Source organism: Paracoccus sp. S3-43 (assembly GCF_029027965.1).
GTDB lineage: Bacteria > Pseudomonadota > Alphaproteobacteria > Rhodobacterales > Rhodobacteraceae > Paracoccus.
In genome coordinates this window covers 1,743,149-1,764,610 of record NZ_CP119082.1, presented here as the reverse complement: position 1 = coordinate 1,764,610, position 21,462 = coordinate 1,743,149, and the positions used below count along the sequence as shown (strand labels likewise).

Annotated in this window: 17 protein-coding genes; 13 read left to right on the top strand and 4 right to left on the bottom strand. The window is 69.5% G+C overall.

Going from position 1 to position 21,462, the window contains the following annotated elements:
- Nucleotides 1-89: 89 nt before the first annotated feature.
- The gene (locus PXD02_RS09200) at nt 90-1,472 is read right to left on the bottom strand and encodes an L-serine ammonia-lyase (protein WP_275103618.1); all 1,383 of its coding nucleotides are present in this window, start codon (nt 1,470-1,472) and stop codon (nt 90-92) included.
- Nucleotides 1,473-1,702: 230 nt separating this feature from the next.
- Between PXD02_RS09200 and dusB the strand changes: the two genes are divergently transcribed.
- From dusB to hflX, 9 genes are all read left to right on the top strand, one after another.
- The gene (gene dusB / locus PXD02_RS09195; protein ID WP_275103617.1) at nt 1,703-2,701 is read left to right on the top strand and encodes a tRNA dihydrouridine synthase DusB; all 999 of its coding nucleotides are present in this window, start codon (nt 1,703-1,705) and stop codon (nt 2,699-2,701) included.
- Nucleotides 2,698-3,816: a two-component system sensor histidine kinase NtrB gene (locus PXD02_RS09190; RefSeq protein ID WP_275103616.1), complete on the top strand. Its 1,119-nt coding sequence runs from the start codon at nt 2,698-2,700 to the stop codon at nt 3,814-3,816. Before dusB ends, PXD02_RS09190 begins: the two co-directional genes overlap by 4 nt.
- Before the next feature lie 11 nt (nt 3,817-3,827).
- Nucleotides 3,828-5,294 carry a response regulator gene (locus PXD02_RS09185; RefSeq protein WP_275103615.1) on the top strand — a complete coding sequence of 489 codons (1,467 nt, stop codon included), beginning with the start codon at nt 3,828-3,830 and terminating at the stop codon, nt 5,292-5,294.
- A gap of 72 nt (nt 5,295-5,366) precedes the next feature.
- Complete coding sequence (locus PXD02_RS09180; RefSeq protein ID WP_275103614.1) at nt 5,367-7,631, top strand: sensor histidine kinase NtrY-like; 2,265 nt, start codon at nt 5,367-5,369, stop codon at nt 7,629-7,631.
- Nucleotides 7,628-9,019 (top strand): nitrogen assimilation response regulator NtrX, encoded by a 1,392-nt coding sequence (ntrX, locus tag PXD02_RS09175; RefSeq protein ID WP_275103613.1) that lies wholly within the window; start codon nt 7,628-7,630, stop codon nt 9,017-9,019. Before PXD02_RS09180 ends, ntrX begins: the two co-directional genes overlap by 4 nt.
- A gap of 63 nt (nt 9,020-9,082) precedes the next feature.
- A complete protein-coding gene (gene trkA, locus PXD02_RS09170; protein WP_275103612.1) occupies nt 9,083-10,459 on the top strand; it encodes a Trk system potassium transporter TrkA in 1,377 nt (458 codons plus the stop codon).
- 6 nt (nt 10,460-10,465) lie between these two features.
- The gene (locus tag PXD02_RS09165; protein WP_275103611.1) at nt 10,466-12,094 is read left to right on the top strand and encodes a potassium transporter TrkG; all 1,629 of its coding nucleotides are present in this window, start codon (nt 10,466-10,468) and stop codon (nt 12,092-12,094) included.
- Between the two features lie 93 nt (nt 12,095-12,187).
- The gene (gene hfq / locus PXD02_RS09160; RefSeq protein ID WP_020949330.1) at nt 12,188-12,421 is read left to right on the top strand and encodes an RNA chaperone Hfq; all 234 of its coding nucleotides are present in this window, start codon (nt 12,188-12,190) and stop codon (nt 12,419-12,421) included.
- Nucleotides 12,422-13,744: a GTPase HflX gene (gene hflX / locus PXD02_RS09155; protein ID WP_275103610.1), complete on the top strand. Its 1,323-nt coding sequence runs from the start codon at nt 12,422-12,424 to the stop codon at nt 13,742-13,744.
- 31 nt (nt 13,745-13,775) lie between these two features.
- Here hflX and PXD02_RS09150 read toward each other — a convergent pair whose 3' ends face one another.
- The 3 genes from PXD02_RS09150 to PXD02_RS09140 are packed head-to-tail and all read right to left on the bottom strand — an operon-like array spanning nt 13,776 to nt 16,023.
- Nucleotides 13,776-14,414: a uracil-DNA glycosylase gene (locus PXD02_RS09150; RefSeq protein ID WP_275103609.1), complete on the bottom strand. Its 639-nt coding sequence runs from the start codon at nt 14,412-14,414 to the stop codon at nt 13,776-13,778.
- Complete coding sequence (gene trpD, locus PXD02_RS09145) at nt 14,411-15,436, bottom strand: anthranilate phosphoribosyltransferase (protein ID WP_275103608.1); 1,026 nt, start codon at nt 15,434-15,436, stop codon at nt 14,411-14,413. Before trpD ends, PXD02_RS09150 begins: the two co-directional genes overlap by 4 nt.
- Nucleotides 15,433-16,023, bottom strand: coding sequence for an anthranilate synthase component II (locus PXD02_RS09140; RefSeq protein ID WP_275103607.1), 591 nt, complete (start codon nt 16,021-16,023; stop codon nt 15,433-15,435). The genes trpD and PXD02_RS09140 overlap by 4 nt, the downstream gene beginning before the upstream one ends.
- A gap of 105 nt (nt 16,024-16,128) precedes the next feature.
- Here PXD02_RS09140 and PXD02_RS09135 point away from each other — a divergent pair, with 105 nt between their 5' ends.
- The 4 genes from PXD02_RS09135 to trpE all read left to right on the top strand — a co-directional run bounded on the left by PXD02_RS09135 (nt 16,129) and on the right by trpE (nt 21,435).
- A complete protein-coding gene (locus PXD02_RS09135) occupies nt 16,129-16,836 on the top strand; it encodes a hypothetical protein (protein ID WP_275103606.1) in 708 nt (235 codons plus the stop codon).
- Nucleotides 16,829-18,013 (top strand): aminotransferase, encoded by a 1,185-nt coding sequence (locus PXD02_RS09130; RefSeq protein WP_275103605.1) that lies wholly within the window; start codon nt 16,829-16,831, stop codon nt 18,011-18,013. Before PXD02_RS09135 ends, PXD02_RS09130 begins: the two co-directional genes overlap by 8 nt.
- 66 nt (nt 18,014-18,079) lie before the next feature.
- Complete coding sequence (locus tag PXD02_RS09125) at nt 18,080-19,933, top strand: peptidylprolyl isomerase (RefSeq protein ID WP_275103604.1); 1,854 nt, start codon at nt 18,080-18,082, stop codon at nt 19,931-19,933.
- Nucleotides 19,933-21,435, top strand: a complete 1,503-nt coding sequence (gene trpE, locus PXD02_RS09120; RefSeq protein WP_275103603.1) for an anthranilate synthase component I — start codon at nt 19,933-19,935, stop codon at nt 21,433-21,435. The genes PXD02_RS09125 and trpE overlap by 1 nt, the downstream gene beginning before the upstream one ends.
- Nucleotides 21,436-21,462 lie beyond the last annotated feature (27 nt).

The window sequence follows — 21,462 nt, the reverse complement described above, 5'->3', positions numbered from 1 at the left end:
GGATCACTGTCACGCCAGCGTTAGCAACCGCCGGGCGGCGGCACAAGCGGATGGCGGCGCGGGCGGCGACAGCCCGCCGGAAGGATCGATCAACAATTCGGCACGTTGACGGCCAGCCCGCCCAGCGAGGTTTCCTTGTATTTGTCCGACATGTCCCGGCCGGTCTGGCGCATCGTCTCGATGGCGGCGTCCAGCGGCACGAAATGGCTGCCGTCGCCGCGCAGCGACAGGCTGGCCGCGCTGACCGCCTTGATCGCGCCCAGGCCGTTCCGTTCGATGCAGGGCACCTGGACCAGTCCCTTCACCGGGTCGCAGGTCATGCCCAGGTGATGTTCCAAGGCGATCTCGGCCGCGTTTTCCACCTGTTCCGGCGTGCCGCCCAGCACCGCCGCCAGCCCCGCCGCCGCCATCGCCGACGCGCTGCCGACCTCGGCCTGGCATCCGGCCTCGGCTCCGGAAATCGAGGCATTGTGCTTGACCAACCCGCCGATGGCCGCCGCCGTCAGCAGGAATTCCGGGATCTCGCGTTCGGATGCGCCGGGCACATGGTCCAGCCAGTATCGGATCACCGCCGGAACCGTGCCCGCCGCGCCGTTGGTGGGCGCGGTGACGACCTGGCCGCCCGCCGCGTTCTCCTCGTTCACGGCCATGGCATAGGTCGACATCCAGTCGTTGATGACATGGGGCGCGGTCAGGTTCATGCCGCGTTCGGCCAAAAGCTTCTCGTGGATCGCCTTGGCGCGGCGCTTGACCGACAGCCCGCCCGGCAGGATCCCGTCGGTGGTCAGGCCCCGATCCATGCAGTCGCGCATCACCTGCCAGATCCGCATCAGCCCGTCGCGGATCTCGGATTCGCTGCGGAACACCCGTTCGTTGTCGTGCTTCATCCGGGCGATGGACTTGCCCGAGGCCGCGGCCATCGCCAGCATCTCGGCCGCGCTGGCAAAGGGGAAGGGCACGGCGGGGGCGTCGTCGCTGCGCTTCTCGTCCCCCTTGCGGGCCAGTTCCTGATCGGTCAGCACGAAGCCGCCGCCGATGGAGTAATAGACGCGGTGGAAGATCACGTCGCCCTGCGCGTCGGTGGCCGACAGCGTCATGCCGTTGGCGTGTCCCGGCAAGGCGTGATCGTAATCGAAGCGCAGGTCGCGGTCGGGGTCGAAGGCCAGATCGCCCAGCCCCTCGGGCGACAGGACGCGGGTGTCGCGGTTCGCGGCCAGGGCGGCCTCGGCGGCCTCGGCGTCCAGCGTGGCGGGCAGGAAGCCCGCAAGGCCCAGGATCGTCGCCCGGTCGGTCGCATGGCCCTTGCCGGTAAAGGCGAGGCTGCCGTGCAGGCTGGCCTTCAGCCCATGCGCCTTGAAGGGCTGGGCGCGCAGTTCGTCCAGGAACCGCGCGCCCGCCACCATCGGCCCCATCGTATGCGAGGACGACGGGCCGACGCCCACCTTGAACAGATCGAAAACCGACAGGAACATGCGTCCCCCTTGCAATGACGCCCTTATCTAAACACGTGCAGGGCCGGGCTGCCACGGCGATTGCGGCAAGGCTGCGGGATCTTGGCGACAGGTCGGATCGCGCTGGCCCTGCCTGCAAAGCGGGCTTATTGATTAAAATATAGGCAGGTGCGCGGATGGTTAAAGAAGCGGCATCGGTGCCCGCAACCGCTGGCTTGCGGCCCGCTTGGGTCAAGGCGAAGGAACAGGACATGCAGTTCGGCGATCCGATCATTCTGGGCGACACGCGGCTTGGCCCGCCGGTGTTTCTTGCACCGATGGCGGGAATCACCGATCTGCCGTTTCGCCGCGCCGTTGCGCGTTACGGCGCCGGGCTGATGGTCAGCGAGATGGTCGCGTCAACGGAAATGGTGACGCCGCGCCCGTCCACCCGCGCCGCCGTCCGCGCCAGGGCCCTGACCGAGGGCGCGCTGCCCGTCAGCGTCCAGATCGCCGGGCGCGAGGCCGGGGCGATGGCCGAGACCGCGCGAATCGTCGAGGGCATGGGCGCGCGGATCATCGACATCAACATGGGCTGCCCGGCCAAGAAGGTCACGGGCGGGCTGTCGGGCGCGGCGCTGATGCGCGACCTGGATCACGCGCTGACGCTGATCGACGCGGTGGTGGGTGCCGTCAGTGTGCCGGTCACGCTGAAGATGCGGCTGGGCTGGGACGAGGACTGCCTGAATGCCGCCGATCTGGCCCGCCGCGCCACCGATGCGGGGGTCAGGATGCTGACCGTTCACGGCCGGACGCGGGCGCAGTTCTACAAGGGGCAGGCCGACTGGACGCGGATCCGGGCGGTGGCGAACCTGACGGGCCGCCCGCCGCTGGTCGCCAATGGCGATGTGGTGGACGCGGCCTCGGCGCGGGCGGCGCTTGCGGCTTCGGGCGCCGAGGCGGTGATGGTCGGGCGCGGCGCGCAGGGCGCGCCCTGGCGGCTGGCGCAGATCGCCCATGATCTGGTGGGCGCGCCCGCCCCGCAGGTGCCGCGGGGCGGGGCGCTGGCCGATGCGGTGGCCGAACATTACGAGGACATGCTGGATTTCCATGGCACCGATCTGGGCCTGCGCGTGGCGCGCAAGCATCTGGGCTGGTATGCGGATGCGAACGGCGCGCCGCTGCGCGACCGGATGCTGCGCGCGGACAGCCCTGCGGCTACGTTGGCGCTGATCCGCCTGGCCTTCGGCGATGCCTCGGTGGCCGCATGACACGGCGCAGCCCGGCAGGTTTCGACGAGGTTCGCCCCGGCTCCGGTTGGGCTACCCTGCCGCTGCCCGCCCTGGTGCTGGACGGCCAGGGCCGGGTCGCGGCGATGAACGACGCGGCAGAGGTCTGGCTGAACCTGTCGCGCAACTTTATCCTGGGCCGGACGCTGGATGGCGACGAGATGGCCGCGCGGCTGCGCATCCAGCCGTCCCTGTCGCCGCTGGTCGCCCGCGTGATGCGCAGCGACGAGGCGCTGTATCAGCCCAATGTCTGCTTCGAGATCGGCGACCGCGCGGGCGGCCACCAGGACCGCCGCGCCGCCGTCCATGCCAGTCCCGCCGCCGAGATCGGCGGAGCGGTGTCCCTGCTGCTGGTTCCCCTGGACGAGGCGGGGCTGCAATCGCAAAGCCGCGCCGTGCGCACCGCCGCCCGCAGCGCCATCGGCATGGCGGAAATGCTGGCGCACGAGATCAAGAACCCCCTGGCGGGCATCCGGGGCGCGGCGCAGCTGATCGGCATGAACGCCCCGCCCGAGGACCGCGAGATGGCCGAGATGATCGTCAGCGAATCGAAACGCATCGTGTCGCTGCTGGAACAGGTGGAACGCTTCGGCGACACCTCGGCCCCGAACCTGCGGGCGACCAACGTCCATGACGTGCTGGAACAGGTGCGCCGCTCGGCCGCCGTGGGATTCGCCAGGAAGGTCGGGATCGTCGCGGAATACGACCCCTCGCTGCCCGATGCCCTGGCCGATGCCGACCAGTTGACCCAGGTCTGCCTGAACCTGGTCAAGAACGCGGCCGAGGCGCTGAGGGACACCGACCAGCCCGTGATCCGGCTGCGCAGCTTCTATGACCACAGCCTGCGCCTGCCCCCGGACGAGACCGATCCGACCGGCCGCCCGCTGCCGTTGCAGATCGAGATCGAGGATAACGGCCCCGGCCTGCCCCCCGCCATCGCCGATCAGGTGTTCGAGCCCTTCGTCTCGGGCCGGGAAAACGGCACCGGGCTGGGGCTGGCGCTTGTCAGCAAGATCATCACCGACCACGGCGCGCTGATCCGGGTGGACTCGCGCCCCGGCCGCACCGTTTTCCGCATCTCATTGCCCAAGGCATAAGGACCGACGCCATGGACGGAACCGTTCTGATCGCCGACGACGACCGCACCATCCGCACCGTGCTGACCCAGGCGCTGACCCGCGCGGGCTGCCGCGTCCATGCCACCGGCAGCTTGGCGCAGCTGTCGAAATGGGTCGAGGAGGGGCGCGGCGATCTGGTCATCACCGACGTGATGATGCCCGACGGCAACGGCATCGACCGCATCCCGGCGATCCGCGAGGCGCGGCCCGACCTGCCGGTGATCGTGATTTCCGCCCAGAACACCATCGTCACCGCGATCCGCGCGACCGAGGCCGAGGCCTTCGAATACCTGCCCAAGCCGTTCGATCTGCCCGACCTGATGGCCAAGGCGAACCAGGCCCTGTCGCGCCGCCCGCGCAGATCGGACCCGCCGCCCGATGCCGCCGCCCCGCGCCCCGCCGCCGATCCGGCGATGCCGCTGATCGGCCATGCCGCGGCGATGCAGTCGCTGTTCCGCATGGTGGCGCGGATCCTCAATGCCGACCTGCCGGTGCTGATTGCGGGCGAGCCCGGCGTCGGCAAGACCACCATCGCGCGGTCCTTCCACGACCTGTCCGACCGCCGCGACCAGGGGCTGGCGATCCTGACATCCGCCGATGCCAGCGACGAGGCCATCGCCCGCGCCGCCGACAAGGCGCGGGGCGGGACGATCCTGATCGAAAACCCGGCTGGCTTCGACGCCGCCGCGCAGGCGCGGCTGATCGGGCTGATCGAATCGCTGGAAAGCGGCCCGGACCGCGCCATGGCGCCGCGCATCGTCGCGACCACCGGGCCGGATCCCCAGGCGGACGTGGCGGCGGGGCGGCTGCGGTCGGATCTGTATTACCGGCTGGCCGGGGTGACGGTCACGGTGCCGCCGCTGCGGGCGCGGGTCGACGACATCCTGCCGCTGGCCGCGCATCTGCTGGCCCGCGCGGCGACGCAGGGCCTGCCCGACCGCGCCCTGGGCGACGACGCGGCCGCCCTGCTGCGCGTCCATGCCTTTCCCGGCAATGTGCGCGAGCTGGAAAACATGATGCGCCGCCTGGCCCTGACCGCCAGCGGCCCCACCATCACCGCCGCCGAGATGCGAGAGGCGCTGACCCAGCAGGGCGGCACCCGCGCCGCGCCCCTGGCCGCCTCCCTCGCAGTCGTGCCGATGCCCGCGCCGCCGTCGGCGGGCGAGGGGGCCGGTCCCGCGCCGTATCAGCTGGGCGGCGGCAACGGCCCTCTGTCGGATTCGGTCGAGGCGCATCTGCAACGCTATTTCGACCTGCATGGCGACAGCCTGCCGCCCCCCGGCCTCTATGACCGCATCCTGCGCGAAATCGAACGTCCGCTGTTGCAGGTCGCCCTGGACGCCACCGGCGGCAATCAGCTGAGATGCGCCGATCTGCTGGGCATAAACCGCAACACCCTGCGCAAGAAGCTGACCGAGCTGAATATCGAGGTGACACGGCGCCGCAAACTGATGTAAAACCGCCACAGGGGCCGCGCCATCCGTATCGGCGCTGCAACAGAAAGCCGCGTCAGACGGCAGGCGGGGGCAATGGCAGGTGCCGCATCAGGGCTGAGCTGGGACAGGCTCGCAAGGGTTACGCTGCCGCGTCATTGGCGCGGCGCCATGGCGGTGGGCGTGCTGGCCGTCGGGCTGCTGCTGGCGGGCGCCACGATGACGGTGCTGGGGCCGCTGGCCCAGGGCGCCGAAAGCCGCATGTTGCGGCTGATCCTGCTGCTGGATCTGGCCTATCTGATCGTCCTGATCGGGATCATCGTGCTGCGCATGGCCCGGCTGATCACCGCGCGCCGCAAGACCGCCGCGGGATCCCGGCTGCACGCCCGCCTTGTGCTGATCTTTGCGGGCCTGGCCCTGGTGCCCACGGTGCTGGTCGCGCTGTTCGCGGGGTTCCTGGTCAATATCGGGCTTGAAGGCTGGTTCTCGGGCCGGGTGCAGCAGGTGGTCACGACCTCGCAGGCCGCCGCCGAGGCCTATCAAGAGGAACACCGCCGCGACCTGACCCAGGACGCGACCGCCCTGGCCGGCGTGCTGACCCAGGCGGGCCGCGCCAATCCGATGATCGAGGACGGCGAGATGCGGCAGCTTCTGGTCCAGGGCCAGGCGCTGATCCAGCGGGGCCTGCGCGAAGCCTATATCATCAACGGCGCGGGCGAAATCCGCGCGCGGGGCGAGCGGTCCTACCTGTTCTGGTACGAGGCCCCCGACAGCAGCGACCTGGACCGCGCCCAGTCCGACGGCGTGGTCCTGATCGAGGATTGGGAGAACAACGAATTCCGCGCCCTGGTGGCCCTGCCGCCGCTGGCCGACCGTTACCTGTATGTGACCCGCGACGTGGATGGCGCGCTGCTGGGGCTGGTGGACGACACCCGCGCGACGGTCGGCAGCTATCGCCAGCTTGAACAGACCCGCAGCCAGGTGCTGTTCGAATTCTCGCTGGTCTATCTGGCCTTCGCGCTGCTGCTGGTCGCGGTCGCCGTGCTGCTGGGCCTGTGGTTCGCGTCGCGCCTGTCGCGGCCCATCGGCCTGCTGGCCCAGGCCAGCGAGCGGGTGGGGCATGGCGATCTGGACGTGCAGGTGCCCGAACCCGATACCGGGGACGAGATCCAGACCCTGGGCCAGTCCTTCAACCGCATGACCCGGCAGTTGAAGGCGCAGCGAGAGGAACTGGTGGACAGCTATCGCGTCAGCGACGAACAGCGGCGGCTGTTCGACAACGTGCTGTCCTCGGTCACATCGGGCGTGATCGGGCTGGACGCGGCGGGAGAGATCGACTTCGTGAACCGGTCCGCCAGCCGGTTGCTGGGGCTGGATCCGAAACGCGACATCGACGCGCTGCTGTCCGAAGCCGTGCCGGAATTCGCCGCCCTGTTCGAGCGGCTGGCGGCCTCCGTGGCCGAAACCGTGCAGGACGAGGTCCGGCTGATGCGCGACGGCCGGGTCGAAAGCCTGCTGGTGCGCATGGCCGTGCGGCGCGGCACCGATGGCGATCTGGAGGGCTATGTGGTGGCCTTCGACGACGTGACCGAGCTTGTGACCGCGCAGCGCATGGCCGCCTGGGGGGACGTGGCCCGCCGCGTCGCGCACGAGATCAAGAACCCGCTGACCCCCATCCAGCTATCCGCCGAACGCCTGCGCCGCAAGTTCGGCAAGCTGGCCAGTCCCGAGGACAAGGCGTCGCTGGACCAGTATACCGATGTCATCATCCGCCAGACCGGCGACCTGCGCCGGATCGTCGACGAATTCAGCCGTTTCGCCCGGATGCCCGAACCCGACCGGGCCGAGATCGACCTGGCGGCGCTGCTGCGCGAGGTCGCGCTGCTGCAACAGGACGCGCTGAAAGGCGCGCTTGCAACCGACATTCCCGACCAGCCGGTGATCGTCGATTGCGACGCGGGGATGCTGCGGCAGGCCATCACGAACCTTATCAAGAATGCCGGGGAAGCCCTTGAGGAGAAAGCTGAAAATCTGCCGGACGGCTGGACGCCCCGGATTGCGGTCGATATGCAGGCCGACCATGACGCGGTGACGATCCGCATCGCCGACAACGGCCCCGGCCTGCCCGCCGACCGGTCCCGCCTGTTCGAACCCTATGTCACCCTGAAGGCGGGCGGCACCGGCCTTGGCCTGCCCATCGTCAAGAAGATCGTCGAGGAACATGGCGGCAGCCTGTCCCTGTCCGACCGGCCCGACGGTCAGGGGGCGATCGCCGAAATCCGCCTGCCGCGGGAACGCCATCCCGTGCGCGGCGCGCAGCGTAAGACCAGAACAAAAGAAGATGAGGCAGCACCGATATGAGCGATATCCTGATCGTTGACGACGAACGCGATATCCGCGAACTGGTCGCGGACATCCTGAAGGACGAGGGGTTCGAGACGCGCCTTGCCGCGAACTCGGACGAGGCGATCGCCGCCCTGAACGACCGCCAGCCCGCGCTGATGGTGCTGGACATCTGGCTGAAGGACAGCCGGATGGACGGCATCGACATCCTGAAACAGGTCAAGCGCAACAACCCCGACGTGCCGGTCATCATCATCTCGGGGCACGGCAATATCGAGATCGCGGTGGCGGCGATCAAGCAGGGCGCATACGACTTCATCGAGAAGCCCTTCAACATCGACCAGCTGATGGTGGTGGTGAACCGGGCGATGGAAACCAGCCGGTTGCGCCGCGAGAACAGCACCCTGCGGCGCGGCGGCGACCGCGTGGCCGAGATGCTGGGCCAGTCGGTGGCCTTCAAGCGGCTGCGCGACGCGCTGGACAAGGTCGCCAAGTCGAACGGCCGGGTGATGCTGGCGGGCGAGCCGGGCACCGGCAAGGAAATGGCCGCCCGCTATATCCACGCCCACAGCCCGCGCAGCAGCGCGCCCTTTGTCACGGTTCCCTGCGCCACCATCGAACCCGAACGGATGGAGGAGGTGCTGTTCGGCCGCGAGACCTCTGAACGCGGGATCGAGCCGGGCCTGCTGGAACAGGCCCATGGCGGCGTCATCTATTTCGACGAGGTGGGCGACATGCCCCTGGGAACGCAGCCGAAGATCCTGCGCGTGCTGACCGAACAGCAGTTCGTGCGGGCCGGGGGAGCGGATCGGGTGCGGGTCGATCTGCGGGTGATCTCGTCCACCAACCGCGACCTGCCGGCGGAGATCGCGGCGGGCCGGTTCCGGCAAGAGCTTTATGACCGGCTGAACGTGGTGCCGGTCGCCGTGCCCTCGCTGGTGGAACGGCGCGACGACATCGCCCTGCTGGGGCGGCATTTCATCGACCAGTTCCACAAGACCCAGGGCCTCACGCCGCGCGAACTGCCCGAGGAAACCGTGGCCGCCCTGCAATCCATGCGCTGGCCGGGCAATATCCGGCAATTGCGCAACGTCATCGAACGGGTGCTGATCCTGGCCGAGGAAAGCGGCCCGATCCAGCCCGCCGAACTGGAACCCCAGGGCGCCACGCCCGACAACAGCGACGCCCTGGCCTTGGGTCCGCAGATCACCGCCATGGCCCTGCGCGAGGCGCGCGAGATGTTCGAACGCGAATACCTGGTGGCCCAGATCAACCGCTTCGGCGGCAATATCAGCCGCACCGCGCAATTCGTCGGCATGGAGCGCAGCGCGCTGCACCGCAAGCTGAAATCGCTGGGCGTGGTCGGCGGAATGCGCGCCGAGGACGAATTGCTGATGGGCAAGTAGCCCGGTTGCGCCCTGCGCGGCGGCGGCATAGGCAGGGGGGACTCTGGCGGCAGGGGAACGGCCATGAAGATCATCATCTGCGGCGCGGGGCAGGTCGGCTGGCAGATCGCGCGCCACCTGTCGGGCGAACGCAACGACGTGACCGTGATCGACAACAACTCCGAACTGATCCGCCGCGCCACCGACGCCCTGGACGTGCAGGGCGTCACCGGATTTGCCAGCCATCCCGACGTGCTGGACAGCGCGGGCGTCCGCGACGCCGACCTGATCATCGCCGCCACCCATTCGGACGAGGTGAACATGGTCACCTGCCAGGTCGCCCATTCGATCTTCCAGGTGCCGCGCAAGATCGCCCGGCTGCGCAGCAGCGCCTATCTGGATGCGATCTATTCGGATCTCTACAGCACCTCGCACCTGCCCATCGACGTGGTGATCAGCCCGGAGCGAGAGGTCGCGAATGCCGCGCTGCAACGGCTGTCCGCGCCCTCGACCTTCGACGTGGAGACCTTCATGGGCGGCAAGGTGCAGCTTCTGGGCATCCTGCTGGAGGAGGACTGCCCGGCCCTGAACACCCCCCTGCGCCAGCTGAGCGACCTGTTTTCCAGCCTGCGCGCCATCGTCGCCGGGGTGCGCCGCCGGGGGCGGCTGTTCGCGCCGAAACCGGGCGACCAGTTGTTCGCCCATGACCAGATCTATGTCTTCAGCCATCGCGAGGATGTGGGCCGCACGCTGGAAATCTTCGGCAAGCCGCCCCTGAAGCAGGAACGCGTGGCGATCATCGGCGCGGGCAATGTGGGCCTGGCCGTGGCCCAGGCGCTTGAGGCCCGGCCCGACCGGATCCGCGCCAAGCTGATCGAACGCGACCGAAGCCGCGCGGAATACGCCGCCGACCGGCTGGAACGGACCATCGTGCTGAACGGCGACGGGCTGTCCGCCGAACTGCTGGAGGAAGCGGCCGTCCCCACCGCCGACGCGGTGCTGGCGGTGACGGACGACGACAAGACCAACATCCTGGCCTCGGTCCGGGCCAAGCAGGCGGGGGCGAAGCTGGCCATCGCGCTGATCAACGACCCGACCATGGTGTCGCTGATGGAGGTGCTGGACATCGACGCCTATATCAACCCGCGCGCCACCACCGTCTCTACCATCCTGCGCCATATCCGCCACGGCCGGGTCCGCGACATCTATTCCATCGGCGATGCCGAGGCCGAGGTGATCGAGGCGCAGGCCCTGTCCACCTCGCCCATATCGGGCCGGGCGATCCGCGACATCGAATTTCCCGAAGGCGTGCTGATCGGCGCGGTGCAAAAGGGCGACCGCATCGTCAAGCCCGTCCCCGACACAAGGATCGAGGAGGGCGACATCGTGCTGATGTTCGCCCTGACCAAGGACGTGCCAGAGGTCGAGCGCCTGTTGCAGGTCTCGATCGACTTTTTCTGATACGCCATGGCCGTGCTGCTGCGCCTGCCGCTGTTCGTCCTGCTGGCCGCGATGACCGGGCTGGCGATGATGCTGCCCGCCGCCTATGCCTCGGTCCACGACAGCGACGAACTGGCGCGGATCTTCTTCTATTCGGGGCTGCTGGTGCTGGTCGTGGCGGGGCTGATCGGTCTGGCGACCGCCGCCAATCCGCGCCGGACGAGGCCGCGCGACACGCTGCTGATCATGCTGGCGGTCTATGCCGGGATGCCGCTGATCATGGCGCTGCCCTTTTCCGAGGCGATGCCCGATACCGGCCTGTTCAACGCCTGGTGGGAAATGACCTCGGCGCTGACGACCACCGGGGCCTCGCTCTATTCCGCCGACCTGCTGCCGATGCCGCTGCACCTGTGGCGGGCGATGGCGGGCTGGATGGGCGGGTTCTTCATCCTGGCCGCCGCCACCGCGATCCTGGCCCCCCTGCATATCGGCGGGTTCGAGATCATGGCCCAGCCCTATGGCCGCCGCGAATATCTGGAACGCCTGCCCCGGTCCGCCGATCCGCTGGACCGCAACCCGCATCTGTCTGCGCCGGGATTCCAGACGGTGCTGACCCATCCCCATTACCGGCTGATGCGGTCCGCCGCCGCGGTCTTTCCGGTCTATGCGGGGCTGACGCTGGCCCTGTGGCTGATCCTGCTGGTCCTGGGCGATCCGGGGCTGATCGCGCTGTGCCGGTCGATGGGCACGCTGTCGACCAGCGGCATTTCTCCTGTCCTCGGCCCGCCCGGCGCCGGGTCCGGCCTGCCGGGGGAAATGGCGATGTTCCTGTTCCTGATCCCCGCCCTGTCGCGCCGCTTCTGGCCCGGCGGCGGCGCATTGCGCGCCACCGACCGGCTGGTCGACGATCCCGAACTGAAGATGGCGGCGGGTTTCGTGGCCCTGGTCGCGCTGTCGCTGTTCGCCCGGCATTTCCTGGGGGCCATCGACAGCGCCCGCGCGCCCGACGGATCGCTGGAAATCCTGCACGACCTGCGCAGCGGGCTTGCCGCCTTCTGGGGCGGGCTGTTCAACGGGCTCAGCTATCTGACGACGACCGGCTGGACCTCGATCGACTGGCAGGGGGCGCGGGCCTGGTCGGGGCTGACCTCGCCCGGCCTGATCCTGGCGGGGCTGGCGATGATGGGCGGCGGCGTCGCCACCACGGCGGGCGGGGTCAAGCTGCTGCGGGTCTATGCCCTGGCGCGGCACGGGCAGCGGGAAATGGAGCGGATCGTGCATCCGAACTCGATCGCGGGCGGCGGCCAGATCGCCCGGCGGCTGCGGCGCGAGGGGGCCTATCTGGCCTTCATCTTCTTCATGCTGTTCGCGACCTCGATCGCGGTCTGCGTGGCCTTGGTGTCGATCCAGCGGATCGAGATCGAGACGGCGACGATCCTGTCCATCGCCGCGCTGACCAATACCGGCCCGCTGGCCGCCGCGATCCCCCTGACCCCCGCCTTCGAGGCCACGGCGGGCATCGCATCCGCCCCGTGGGAAGGCTGGTCGGGCCTGCCTCCCTTCACCAAGGCGGTGCTGGCGGGGGCGATGATCGTCGGGCGCATGGAAACCCTGGCGATCCTGGCGCTGTTTTCGCCGCAATTCTGGCGCCGTTAGGCCGTAACAGTCCGGCGTCCCGACACGCTTGCAAGGGCCGCATCAACCGCATAGATGTGAATTCGACCGGGACAGCAAAAAACGGAAACAAGAATGGCTGGCGACAAGCAGAACTTGCAGGACGCATTTCTCAATCATGTCCGCAAGGCGAAGGTGCCCGTCACGATCTTCCTGATCAACGGCGTCAAGTTGCAGGGCGTCATTACATGGTTCGATAATTTCTGCGTTCTTCTGCGCCGCGACGGCCAGTCGCAACTGGTCTACAAGCACGCCATCAGCACGATCATGCCGGGCCAGCCCATTTCGCTGTACGAAGGCGAGGACTGATTGACGGAGCCCACCCCGACCGAGGCTCGGCCGACCCGCGCCTATGTCATCCATCCCGACCTGGCCGCCCGCACCCAGCGGCGTGAACCCGAACATGCCCTGGCCGAGGCCGTGGCGCTGGCCCATGCCCTGCCTGGGATCGAGATCGTGGGGGATGAGGTGGTGCGGCTGCGCAAGCCCGATCCGGGCCGGCTGTTCGGCAAGGGCAAGCTGGCCGAGATCGGCGGGCGGCTGGACGCGGCCGAGGTCGATCTGGTGCTGATCGACGGCCCGGTGTCGCCCGTGCAGCAGCGCAACCTGGAAAAGGACTGGGGCGTCAAGCTTCTGGACCGGACCGGGCTGATCCTGGAAATCTTCGCCGACCGCGCCCGCACGCGCGAGGGCGTGTTGCAGGTGGAACTGGCCGCGCTCTCCTATCAGCGCACCCGGCTGGTCCGCGCCTGGACCCACCTGGAACGCCAGCGCGGCGGGTTGGGCTTCGTCGGCGGTCCCGGCGAGACGCAGATCGAGGCCGACCGCCGCGCCATCGACGAACAGATGACCCGGTTGCGCCGCCAGCTTGAGCGGGTCGTGAAGACCCGCACCCTGCACCGCGCCGCCCGCGCCAAGGTGCCCTATCCCATCGTGGCGCTTGTGGGTTACACGAACGCCGGGAAATCGACGCTGTTCAACCGCCTGACCGGGGCCGAGGTTCTGGCCAAGGACATGCTGTTCGCCACACTGGATCCGACGATGCGCGGGGTCCGCCTGCCGGGTGCCAAGGGTGTCTCGGGCGGCGGGCAGGGGCGCCGGATCATCCTGTCGGACACCGTGGGCTTCATCAGCGACCTGCCCACCGAACTGGTCGCCGCCTTCCGCGCCACGCTTGAGGAGGTTTTGGAGGCCGACCTGATCCTGCATGTCCGCGACATCAGCCACCCCGAGACCGAGGAACAGGCCGCCGACGTGGCCGAAATCCTGGAATCGCTGGGCGTTGACGACGATGTCGCCCTGATCGAGGTCTGGAACAAGATCGACGCCCTGTCCCCCGACACCCGCGACGCCCTGCGCCGCACCGATGCCCGGACCCAGGGCATCCAGGCCGTCAGCGCCCTGACCGGCGAGGGGTTGGACGAGCTGACCGCCGCCATCGACGCGCATCTGTCCGAGGCCCTGGACGAACCGAAGGAAACGGGTGCGGTGACGCTGCCTTTCTCGGACGGCCGCCGCCGGGCGTGGCTGCACGAGGCGGGCGTGGTTCAGCGCGAGGAGTCCGGCGAGGACGGCTTGACGCTGCATCTGCTGTGGACCGAACGGCAGAAGGCGGGCTTCGACGCGCTGTAGGGTCAGCCCGCATCCCGAGGGACAGGGCAGGTCATGCCGCCCAATCCACCGGCTCGCGCCCCTGCGCCACCAGCCAGGCATTGATCCGCGAGAACGGCCTGCTGCCAAAGAACCCCCGCTTCGCCGACAAGGGCGAGGGATGCGCCGTCGCGATCACCAGATCCTGCGGGCGGGGCAGGCCCGCCACGGCCTTCTGCGCCTGCGCGCCCCACAGCAGGAAGGCCAGCGGGCCGTGCTTCTGCGCCTCGGTTACGGCATCGCGGGCCAGCCGGTCCCAGCCCCATTTCGCGTGCCGCCCGGCATCCCCCGCCGGCACCGACAGCGAGGTGTTCAGCAGCAGCACCCCTTGGCGCGCCCAGCCCGACAGATCGCCGGTGGCGGGGGCCGCGCCCAGATCGTCGCGCAGTTCGGCAAAGATGTTCTTCAGCGACCGGGGCAGGGCGATGTCGGGCGCGACGGAAAAGGCCAGCCCGTTCGCATGGCCCGGCGTCGGATAGGGATCCTGGCCCAGGATCACCACCCTGACCTGTTCGGGGGGCGTCGCCTCAAGCGCGGCGAAGACCAGGGCGGGGCCGGGCAGCCAGTCGTCCAGGCCCGCAAGGCGGTCGCGGATCGCGGGCCAGTCCTCGCGGAAAAAGGGCAGGTGGTCCCAGGCCGTGGGCGGCCTCATGCCTCGGGCGCCCCGGTGACCTGGGCCAGCCGGTCCAGCCGCGCCTTGGCCGCGCCGCTGTCGATGGATTCCGCCGCCATCGCGGCCCCCTCGCGAAGGTCGGCCACTTTTTCCGCGATCAGCAGCGCGGCGGCGGCGTTCAGCAGCACCGCGTCGCGATAGGCGCTGCGCGCGCCGTCCAGCAGCGCGCGGAAGGCGGCGGCGTTTTCATGCGGCTCTCCGCCGATGATCGCCTCGAACGGGTGGCGGGGCAGGCCCGCATCCTCGGGGGCGATGGTGAATTCGCCGATCTCGCCGTCCTTCAGCGCCGCGACATGGGTTTCGCCCGCGATGCTGATCTCGTCCGTGCCGTCCGCGCCATGGACCAGCCAGGCGGCGTCGCTGCCCAGGTCGCGCAGAACCTCGGCCATCGGGCGGATCCATTCCGCGCTGAACGTCCCCGTCAGCTGCCGCCGGACCGAGGCCGGATTTGTCAGCGGACCCAGCAGGTTGAAGACGGTTCTTGTGCCCAGTTCCGCGCGCGGCGGGCCGACATGGCGCATCGCCGGATGGTGCATCGGCGCCATCATGAAGCAGATGCCCGCGTCGCGGATCGCCGATTGCGCGACCGCAGGCCCGCCCATCACGTTGATGCCCATCTTCGTCAGCGCATCCGCCGCCCCGGATTTCGACGACAGGTTGCGGTTGCCGTGCTTGGCGACCGGCACGCCCGCGCCCGCCACCACGAAGGCCGTCGCGGTCGAGATGTTCAGCGTGCCCTTGCCGTCGCCGCCAGTGCCGACGATGTCGATGGCGCCCTCGGGGGCATGGACGCGGTTCATCCGCTTGCGCATGGCGCGGGCGGCGGCGGCGATCTCGTCGACCGTCTCGCCCCGCACGCGCAGGGCCATCAGCAGCCCGCCGATCTGCGCGGGGGTCGCCGCGCCGTCGAACAGGGCGGAAAAGGCGGCCTCGGCCTCGTCCGCGGTCAGCGGGCGGGTGGCGGCGATGCCGATCAGCGGGCGGATGTCGGTGGGGGTCATGCCGCCGCCTTTCGCGGAGTGCAGCGGGCCAGGAAGGCGCGGATCATGTCGTGCCCGTGTTCCGAGGCGATGGATTCGGGATGGAACTGCACGCCCTCGATGGGCAGGGCCTCGTGGATCAGGCCCATGATGGTGCCGTCGTCCGACGTGGCGGTGACGCGCAGGCAGTTGGGCAGGCTGGCGGGTTCCACCGTCAGGGAATGGTATCGTGTGGCGGTCAGGGGTGAGGCCAGCCCGGCGAACACCCCACTGCCGTCATGATGAATTGCGTCGGTCTTGCCGTGCATGATGCGGTTCGCGCGCACGACCTTGCCGCCGAAGGCCTCTCCGATGGCCTGGTGGCCCAGGCAGACGCCCAGCAGCGGGATCGCGCGGTCGGCGGCCGCCCGGATCAGGTCCAGGCAGATGCCCGCCTGCGCCGGATCGCAGGGTCCGGGAGAGATCACGATTCCGTCAGGTTCCATCGCCAGGGCGTCGTTCACGCTCAGCGCGTCGTTGCGGCGCACCACGACCTCGGCCCCGGCCTCGGCCAGGTAATGCACGAGGTTCCAGGTGAAGCTGTCGTAATTGTCGATCAGAAGGATCATGATGGGCGCCCTGATATGGTGGCGGTTTCCCCGCCTGAACGGGTCCGCTATAGATGGGCCAAAGCAAGCCGGGGGGTCAAGACCGGCAGGGATACGAAGGGGCCTATGGCACGCGGTTTCTGGACAGGTTTGTTGCATGGCGGCGTGGTCAGCATCGCCGCCGTGGCCGCGTTGTCGCTGGCCGCGCCCCTGCCGGTGCCCGCGCCCGTGCCTGAATCCGCGCCGCAGCAATCCGCGCCGCAGCCGGAACCGGTCCCGGTGGCGGAACCCGTGGCCGAACCCGCGGCCGAACCCGCGCCCGTCGCCGTGCCCGAACCGGAACCCGCCGCCGTGGAACCGCAGCCCGCGCCCGCAACGCCCGCCGACGCGCCGGTCGCGGAATCGGTCGACCTGCCGGTCGGGTCGGAATTCGGGCGCGGCGGGGATCTGGCGCCCAGCCTGCCCGCGCCGCTGGCCCAGGACCGTCCCAGCCAGGCCGAGGCGCCCGCCGTCGTGGCGCCGACCTCGGAACCCGCGCCGGTCGCGGTGACGGTCGCCGATCCGCGCCCGCAGCCAGCGGGCGAACGGGACGGCCCGGTCCAGACCGCCCCCGCCGCGGGCGAGGATGCGCCGCAGCTTGACCGTCCCGCCGTCCTTGCCCAGCCCGCCGCGCCAGCCGCCCCTGACCGGGCGGTCGCGGATGCGCCGGACGCAGCCCCGGCGAGGCCCGCCGATCGTCCGGCCGGAAATCCCGCGCCGGGCCTGCCCGCCCCGGCGCTCGATCTGTCGTTGCCGCCCGACCTGTCCGATCTGCAAGGGCTGTCGCGTGACTGACACCGCGGCCCTGAACCCGGCTTTGGCCGCGACCTTCGCGCCCCCGGTGATGGAGGCACGGCGCTGGCTGGCGGGCGCGACCTTTCCGCCCGACCGCCCGCTGATCAATGTCAGCCAGGCCGCCCCCGTCGATCCGCCGCCGCTGGCGCTGCGCCAGGCGATGGCCGATGCGGCGCTGAACCGGGCTGACGCGCATCTCTATGGCCCGGTGCTGGGCAATCCCGACCTGCGCGCGGCGGTCGCGGTCGAGTTTTCCCGCAGCTATTGCGGTGCGGTGGATCCCGCGCAGGTGGCGATCACGCAGGGCTGCAACCAGGCCTTCTGCGCGGCCATCGCGACGCTGGCGCAGGCGGGGGATCGGGTGATCCTGCCGACGCCCTGGTATTTCAATCACAAGATGTGGCTGGACATGCAGGGCATCGGCGCGCTGCCCTTGCCCTGCGGCGACGACCTGCTGCCCGATCCCGAACGGGCGGCGGATCTGATCGGGCCGCGCTGCCGGGCCATCGTGCTGGTGACGCCGAACAACCCCTCGGGCGCGGAATATCCCGCCGAACTGGTGGCGCGGTTCTTCGATCTGGCCAGGCGGCACGGGCTGGCGCTGATCCTGGACGAGACCTATCGCGATTTCGACAGCCGCAGCGGGCCGCCGCACGACCTGCCGACGCGGCCCGGCTGGGATCGGACGGTGATCCAGCTTTACAGCTTTTCCAAGGCCTATCGCCTGACGGGGCACCGGGTCGGCGCGCTGATCACCTCGTCCGACCGGATGGCGCAGGTCGAGAAATTCCTGGACACGGTGGCGATTTCGACCTCTCAACTGGGCCAGATCGGCGCGCTGTGGGGGATGGAGCACCTGCGCGGCTGGCTGGCCGGGGAACGGGCCGAGATCCTGGCGCGGCGCGATGCGACCGTCGCGGCGATCCGGGCGCTGCCGGGCTGGCGCGTCAAAAGCGCGGGGGCCTATTTCGCCTGGGTGGACCATCCGCTGGCTGAATCCTCGGCCGATCTGGCGCGGCGCATGGTGGCCGATATCGGCGTGCTGGCGCTGCCGGGCACGATGTTCGTGCCGCCCGACGATCCCGCCGGGCCGCGCCATCTGCGCATCGCCTTCGCCAATATCGGCGGCGACCGGATCGCCGCCCTGGCTGATCGGCTGCGGGGCCTGTCCGGCTGACGGGCTTGTCGCGGACCCCCGCGCGCCCTAAAGAAACCCGACAGGATCACGAAGGAAGGCCGGGCCATGAAGAACCTGCGGACACACGGAAAGTCCACCATCGTCTGGGTGCTGATGGGCCTGATGGTTCTGGGCCTGGGCGGTTTCGGCGTGACCAGCTTTTCCGGCGGATCGACGGCCATCGGGTCGGTGGGCGACACGACCATCACCGCCGACGACTATGCCCGCGTGCTGCGCCAGCAGATGAACGCCTATCAGCAGCAGACCGGCCAGCCGCTCAGCATGGCCCAGGCCCAGGCCATCGGCCTGCCCCAGGCGGTGCAGTCGCAGCTGATCACCGCCGCCGCGCTTGAGGAAGAGGCCCGCAAGATCGGCGTATCGGTGGGCGACGAAAAGGTCCGCCAGGCCATCCTGGAGGCTCCCGCCTTCCGCGGCCCCACCGGCAGCTTCGACCGCGCCGGCTATGCCGAGATCCTGCGCCGCGAGAACCTGTCCGAGGCCGAATTCGAACGCGAGGTCCGCATGGACGAAGCGCGTCTGCTGATCCAGCGGGCCGTGGCGGGCGGCGTCGATGCCCCCAGGGCCGCCGTGGACACCACCGCGAAATGGATCCTGGAACGGCGCGACGTGGCCTGGCGGGAACTGACCCCCGACCTGCTGCCCGCCCCCATCGCCGAGCCGGACGAGGCGACGCTGAAAGCCTGGCACAGCGCCAACGCGGATCGCTTCACCGCGCCCGAGATGCGCAAGATCACCTATGTCTGGCTGACGCCCGAGAGGCTGGCCCCGACCGTGCAGCTGGACGAGGCCGCGCTGCGCGCCGCCTATGACGCCAATATCGACGAATACCGGAAACCCGAACGCCGCCTGGTCAGCCGCCTGGTGTTCCCCTCGGCCCAGGACGCCGAGGCCGCCAAGGCCCGGATCGACGCGGGCACCGCGCCTTTCGAGTCCTTCGTGCTGCAACGCGGCCTGCAACCCGAGGATGCCGAACTGGGCGAGGTGTCCCAGGCCGATCTGGGCGCGGCGGGCGCGGCGGTCTTTGCCCCCGATCAGCCGGGCGTCGTCGGGCCGATCCAGACCGACCTTGGCCCCGCGCTGTTCGCCGTCCATGCCGTGCTGGAGCCGGTGAACATCCCCTTCGAGGAGGCGCAGGAGGATCTGCGCGCCGAGGCCGCGCTGGACCGCGCCGCCCGCACCATCGAGGATCGCACCGCCGATTACGAGGATCTGCTGGCGGGCGGCGCCTCGCTGGAGCAGGTGGCCGAGGAGACCGAGCTTGAACTGGGCACCATCGACTGGTCCGCCGGTGCCGTGCCGGGCGAAGGCAGCATCGCGGGATACCAGGCGTTCCGCGACCGCGCGGCCGAGGTATCCGAGGCCGACTTCCCCGAACTGGCCAGCCTGGACGATGGCGGCGTGTTCGCCCTGCGGCTGGATCAGGTGGTTCCGCCCACCCTGCGCCCCTTCGAAGACATCCGGGCCGAGGTCGAGGCGGACTGGCGGCAGGCGGAAACCCATCGCCAGCTTCTGGCCCTGGCCGAGGAGCAGCGCCTGTCCCCGACGCCGCCCGAAGGCCAGCCCGCGCCGGAATGGACCGCCGCCCCCGACATCACACGCGACGGCTGGATCGAGGGCGTCCCGGCGGATGCCGTCACCCGCGCCTTTGCCATCGCGGAACCGGGCGAGATCGAGATCGTGGACGCCGAAAACCGGGTGATCCTGCTGCGCCTTGACGCCATCGACGAGGCCGACCTGGCGGGCGAGGATGCGCAGCGCATCACCGATGCGGTCGGCGGCCGCCTGGGCCAGTCGCTGCAATCCGACATCTTCGATTACTATGCCCGCGCCGTGCAGCGGGAGGCGGGGATAAAGCTGGACCAGTCCGCGATCAACGCCATCAACGCGCAGGTCCAGTAATGGAACTCACCCCCGATTTCGCGGCCTTCGAATCCGCCTGGAAAGCTGGCCAGAACCAGCTTGTCACCATCCGCCTGGCCGCCGACCTGGACACGCCCGTCAGCCTGATGCTGAAGCTGACGGATGCCGCGCCGATGTCCTTCATGCTGGAATCGGTCACGGGCGGAGAGATCCGGGGCCGCTATCAGATCATCGGCATGAAGCCCGATCTGATCTGGGACTGCCGCGACGGCAAGGCGCGGATCAACCGGCAGGCGCGGTTCTCGGACGATTTCGTGGCCGACGACCGCCCGGCCCTGGACAGCCTGCGCGGCCTGATCGCCGAAAGCCGGATTGAGCGGATGCCCGACGGCATCCCGCCGATGGCGGCGGGGCTGTTCGGATACCTGGGCTATGACATGATCCGGCTGGTCGAACGCCTGCCCGACGTGAACCCCGATCCTCTGGATCTGCCCGACGCGATGCTGATGCGGCCCTCGGTCGTGGCGGTCCTTGACGGCGTCAGGGGCGAGGTGACGCTGTGCGCGCCCGCCTGGCACGACGGGTCCGACAACGCGCGCGCCGCCTATGCCCAAGCCGCCGAACGGGTCATGGACGCGCTGCGGTCGCTGGACCGCCAGCCGACCGAACCCCGCGCGCTTGGCCACGACGCCCGGATCGGAGAGCCGGTGTCGAATTTTTCCAAGGCCGACTATCTGGCGGCGGTGGAAAAGGCCAAGGATTACATCCGGGCGGGCGACATCTTCCAGGTCGTGCCCAGCCAGCGCTGGCGGATGGATTTCCCGCTGCCGCCCTTTGCGCTGTATCGCAGCCTGCGCCGCACCAACCCGTCGCCCTTCATGTTCTTCCTGAACCTGGGCGGCTTCCAGATCGTCGGCGCGTCACCCGAAATCCTGGTGCGGCTGCGCGATGGCGAGGTGACGATCCGTCCCATCGCGGGCACCCGACCGCGCGGCGCGGACGAGGCGCAGGACCGCGCCCTGGAAGCGGATCTGCTGAGCGACCGGAAGGAACTGGCCGAACATCTGATGCTGCTGGATCTGGGGCGCAACGACGTGGGCCGCGTGGCCAGGCCCGGCACGGTGAAGCCGACCGAGCAATTCGTGATCGAACGCTACAGCCACGTCATGCATATCGTCAGCAACGTGGTGGGCGAATTGCGCGAGGGCGAGGACGCGCTGTCCGCGCTGCTGGCGGGCCTGCCTGCGGGCACCGTCTCGGGCGCACCGAAGGTTCGGGCGATGCAGATCATCGACGAGTTGGAGCCGGAAAAGCGCGGTGTCTATGGCGGCGCGGTCGGCTATTTCGCCGCCAATGGCGAGATGGACATGTGCATCGCCCTGCGCACGGGTGTGCTGAAGGACGGCGCGCTGTATATCCAGGCGGGCGGCGGCGTGGTCTATGACAGCGACCCTGACTCCGAATTCCTGGAAACGGTGAACAAGAGCCGCGCCCTGCAACGGGCTGCCGAGGGCGCGGCGCGCTTCGTTCGCGGAAACTGAAACGGTCCCGCCGTGACGGGGACCGGT

What these genes read in the sequence shown, in the direction of transcription:
- PXD02_RS09200 (WP_275103618.1), bottom strand. Translation starts at nt 1,472, where the DNA reads ATGTTCCTGTCGGTTTTCGATCTGTTCAAGGTGGGCGTCGGCCCGTCG.
- dusB (WP_275103617.1), top strand. Translation starts at nt 1,703, where the DNA reads ATGCAGTTCGGCGATCCGATCATTCTGGGCGACACGCGGCTTGGCCCG.
- PXD02_RS09190 (WP_275103616.1), top strand. Translation starts at nt 2,698, where the DNA reads ATGACACGGCGCAGCCCGGCAGGTTTCGACGAGGTTCGCCCCGGCTCC.
- PXD02_RS09185 (WP_275103615.1), top strand. Translation starts at nt 3,828, where the DNA reads ATGGACGGAACCGTTCTGATCGCCGACGACGACCGCACCATCCGCACC.
- PXD02_RS09180 (WP_275103614.1), top strand. Translation starts at nt 5,367, where the DNA reads ATGGCAGGTGCCGCATCAGGGCTGAGCTGGGACAGGCTCGCAAGGGTT.
- ntrX (WP_275103613.1), top strand. Translation starts at nt 7,628, where the DNA reads ATGAGCGATATCCTGATCGTTGACGACGAACGCGATATCCGCGAACTG.
- trkA (WP_275103612.1), top strand. Translation starts at nt 9,083, where the DNA reads ATGAAGATCATCATCTGCGGCGCGGGGCAGGTCGGCTGGCAGATCGCG.
- PXD02_RS09165 (WP_275103611.1), top strand. Translation starts at nt 10,466, where the DNA reads ATGGCCGTGCTGCTGCGCCTGCCGCTGTTCGTCCTGCTGGCCGCGATG.
- hfq (WP_020949330.1), top strand. Translation starts at nt 12,188, where the DNA reads ATGGCTGGCGACAAGCAGAACTTGCAGGACGCATTTCTCAATCATGTC.
- PXD02_RS09150 (WP_275103609.1), bottom strand. Translation starts at nt 14,414, where the DNA reads ATGAGGCCGCCCACGGCCTGGGACCACCTGCCCTTTTTCCGCGAGGAC.
- trpD (WP_275103608.1), bottom strand. Translation starts at nt 15,436, where the DNA reads ATGACCCCCACCGACATCCGCCCGCTGATCGGCATCGCCGCCACCCGC.
- PXD02_RS09140 (WP_275103607.1), bottom strand. Translation starts at nt 16,023, where the DNA reads ATGATCCTTCTGATCGACAATTACGACAGCTTCACCTGGAACCTCGTG.
- PXD02_RS09135 (WP_275103606.1), top strand. Translation starts at nt 16,129, where the DNA reads ATGGCACGCGGTTTCTGGACAGGTTTGTTGCATGGCGGCGTGGTCAGC.
- PXD02_RS09125 (WP_275103604.1), top strand. Translation starts at nt 18,080, where the DNA reads ATGAAGAACCTGCGGACACACGGAAAGTCCACCATCGTCTGGGTGCTG.
- trpE (WP_275103603.1), top strand. Translation starts at nt 19,933, where the DNA reads ATGGAACTCACCCCCGATTTCGCGGCCTTCGAATCCGCCTGGAAAGCT.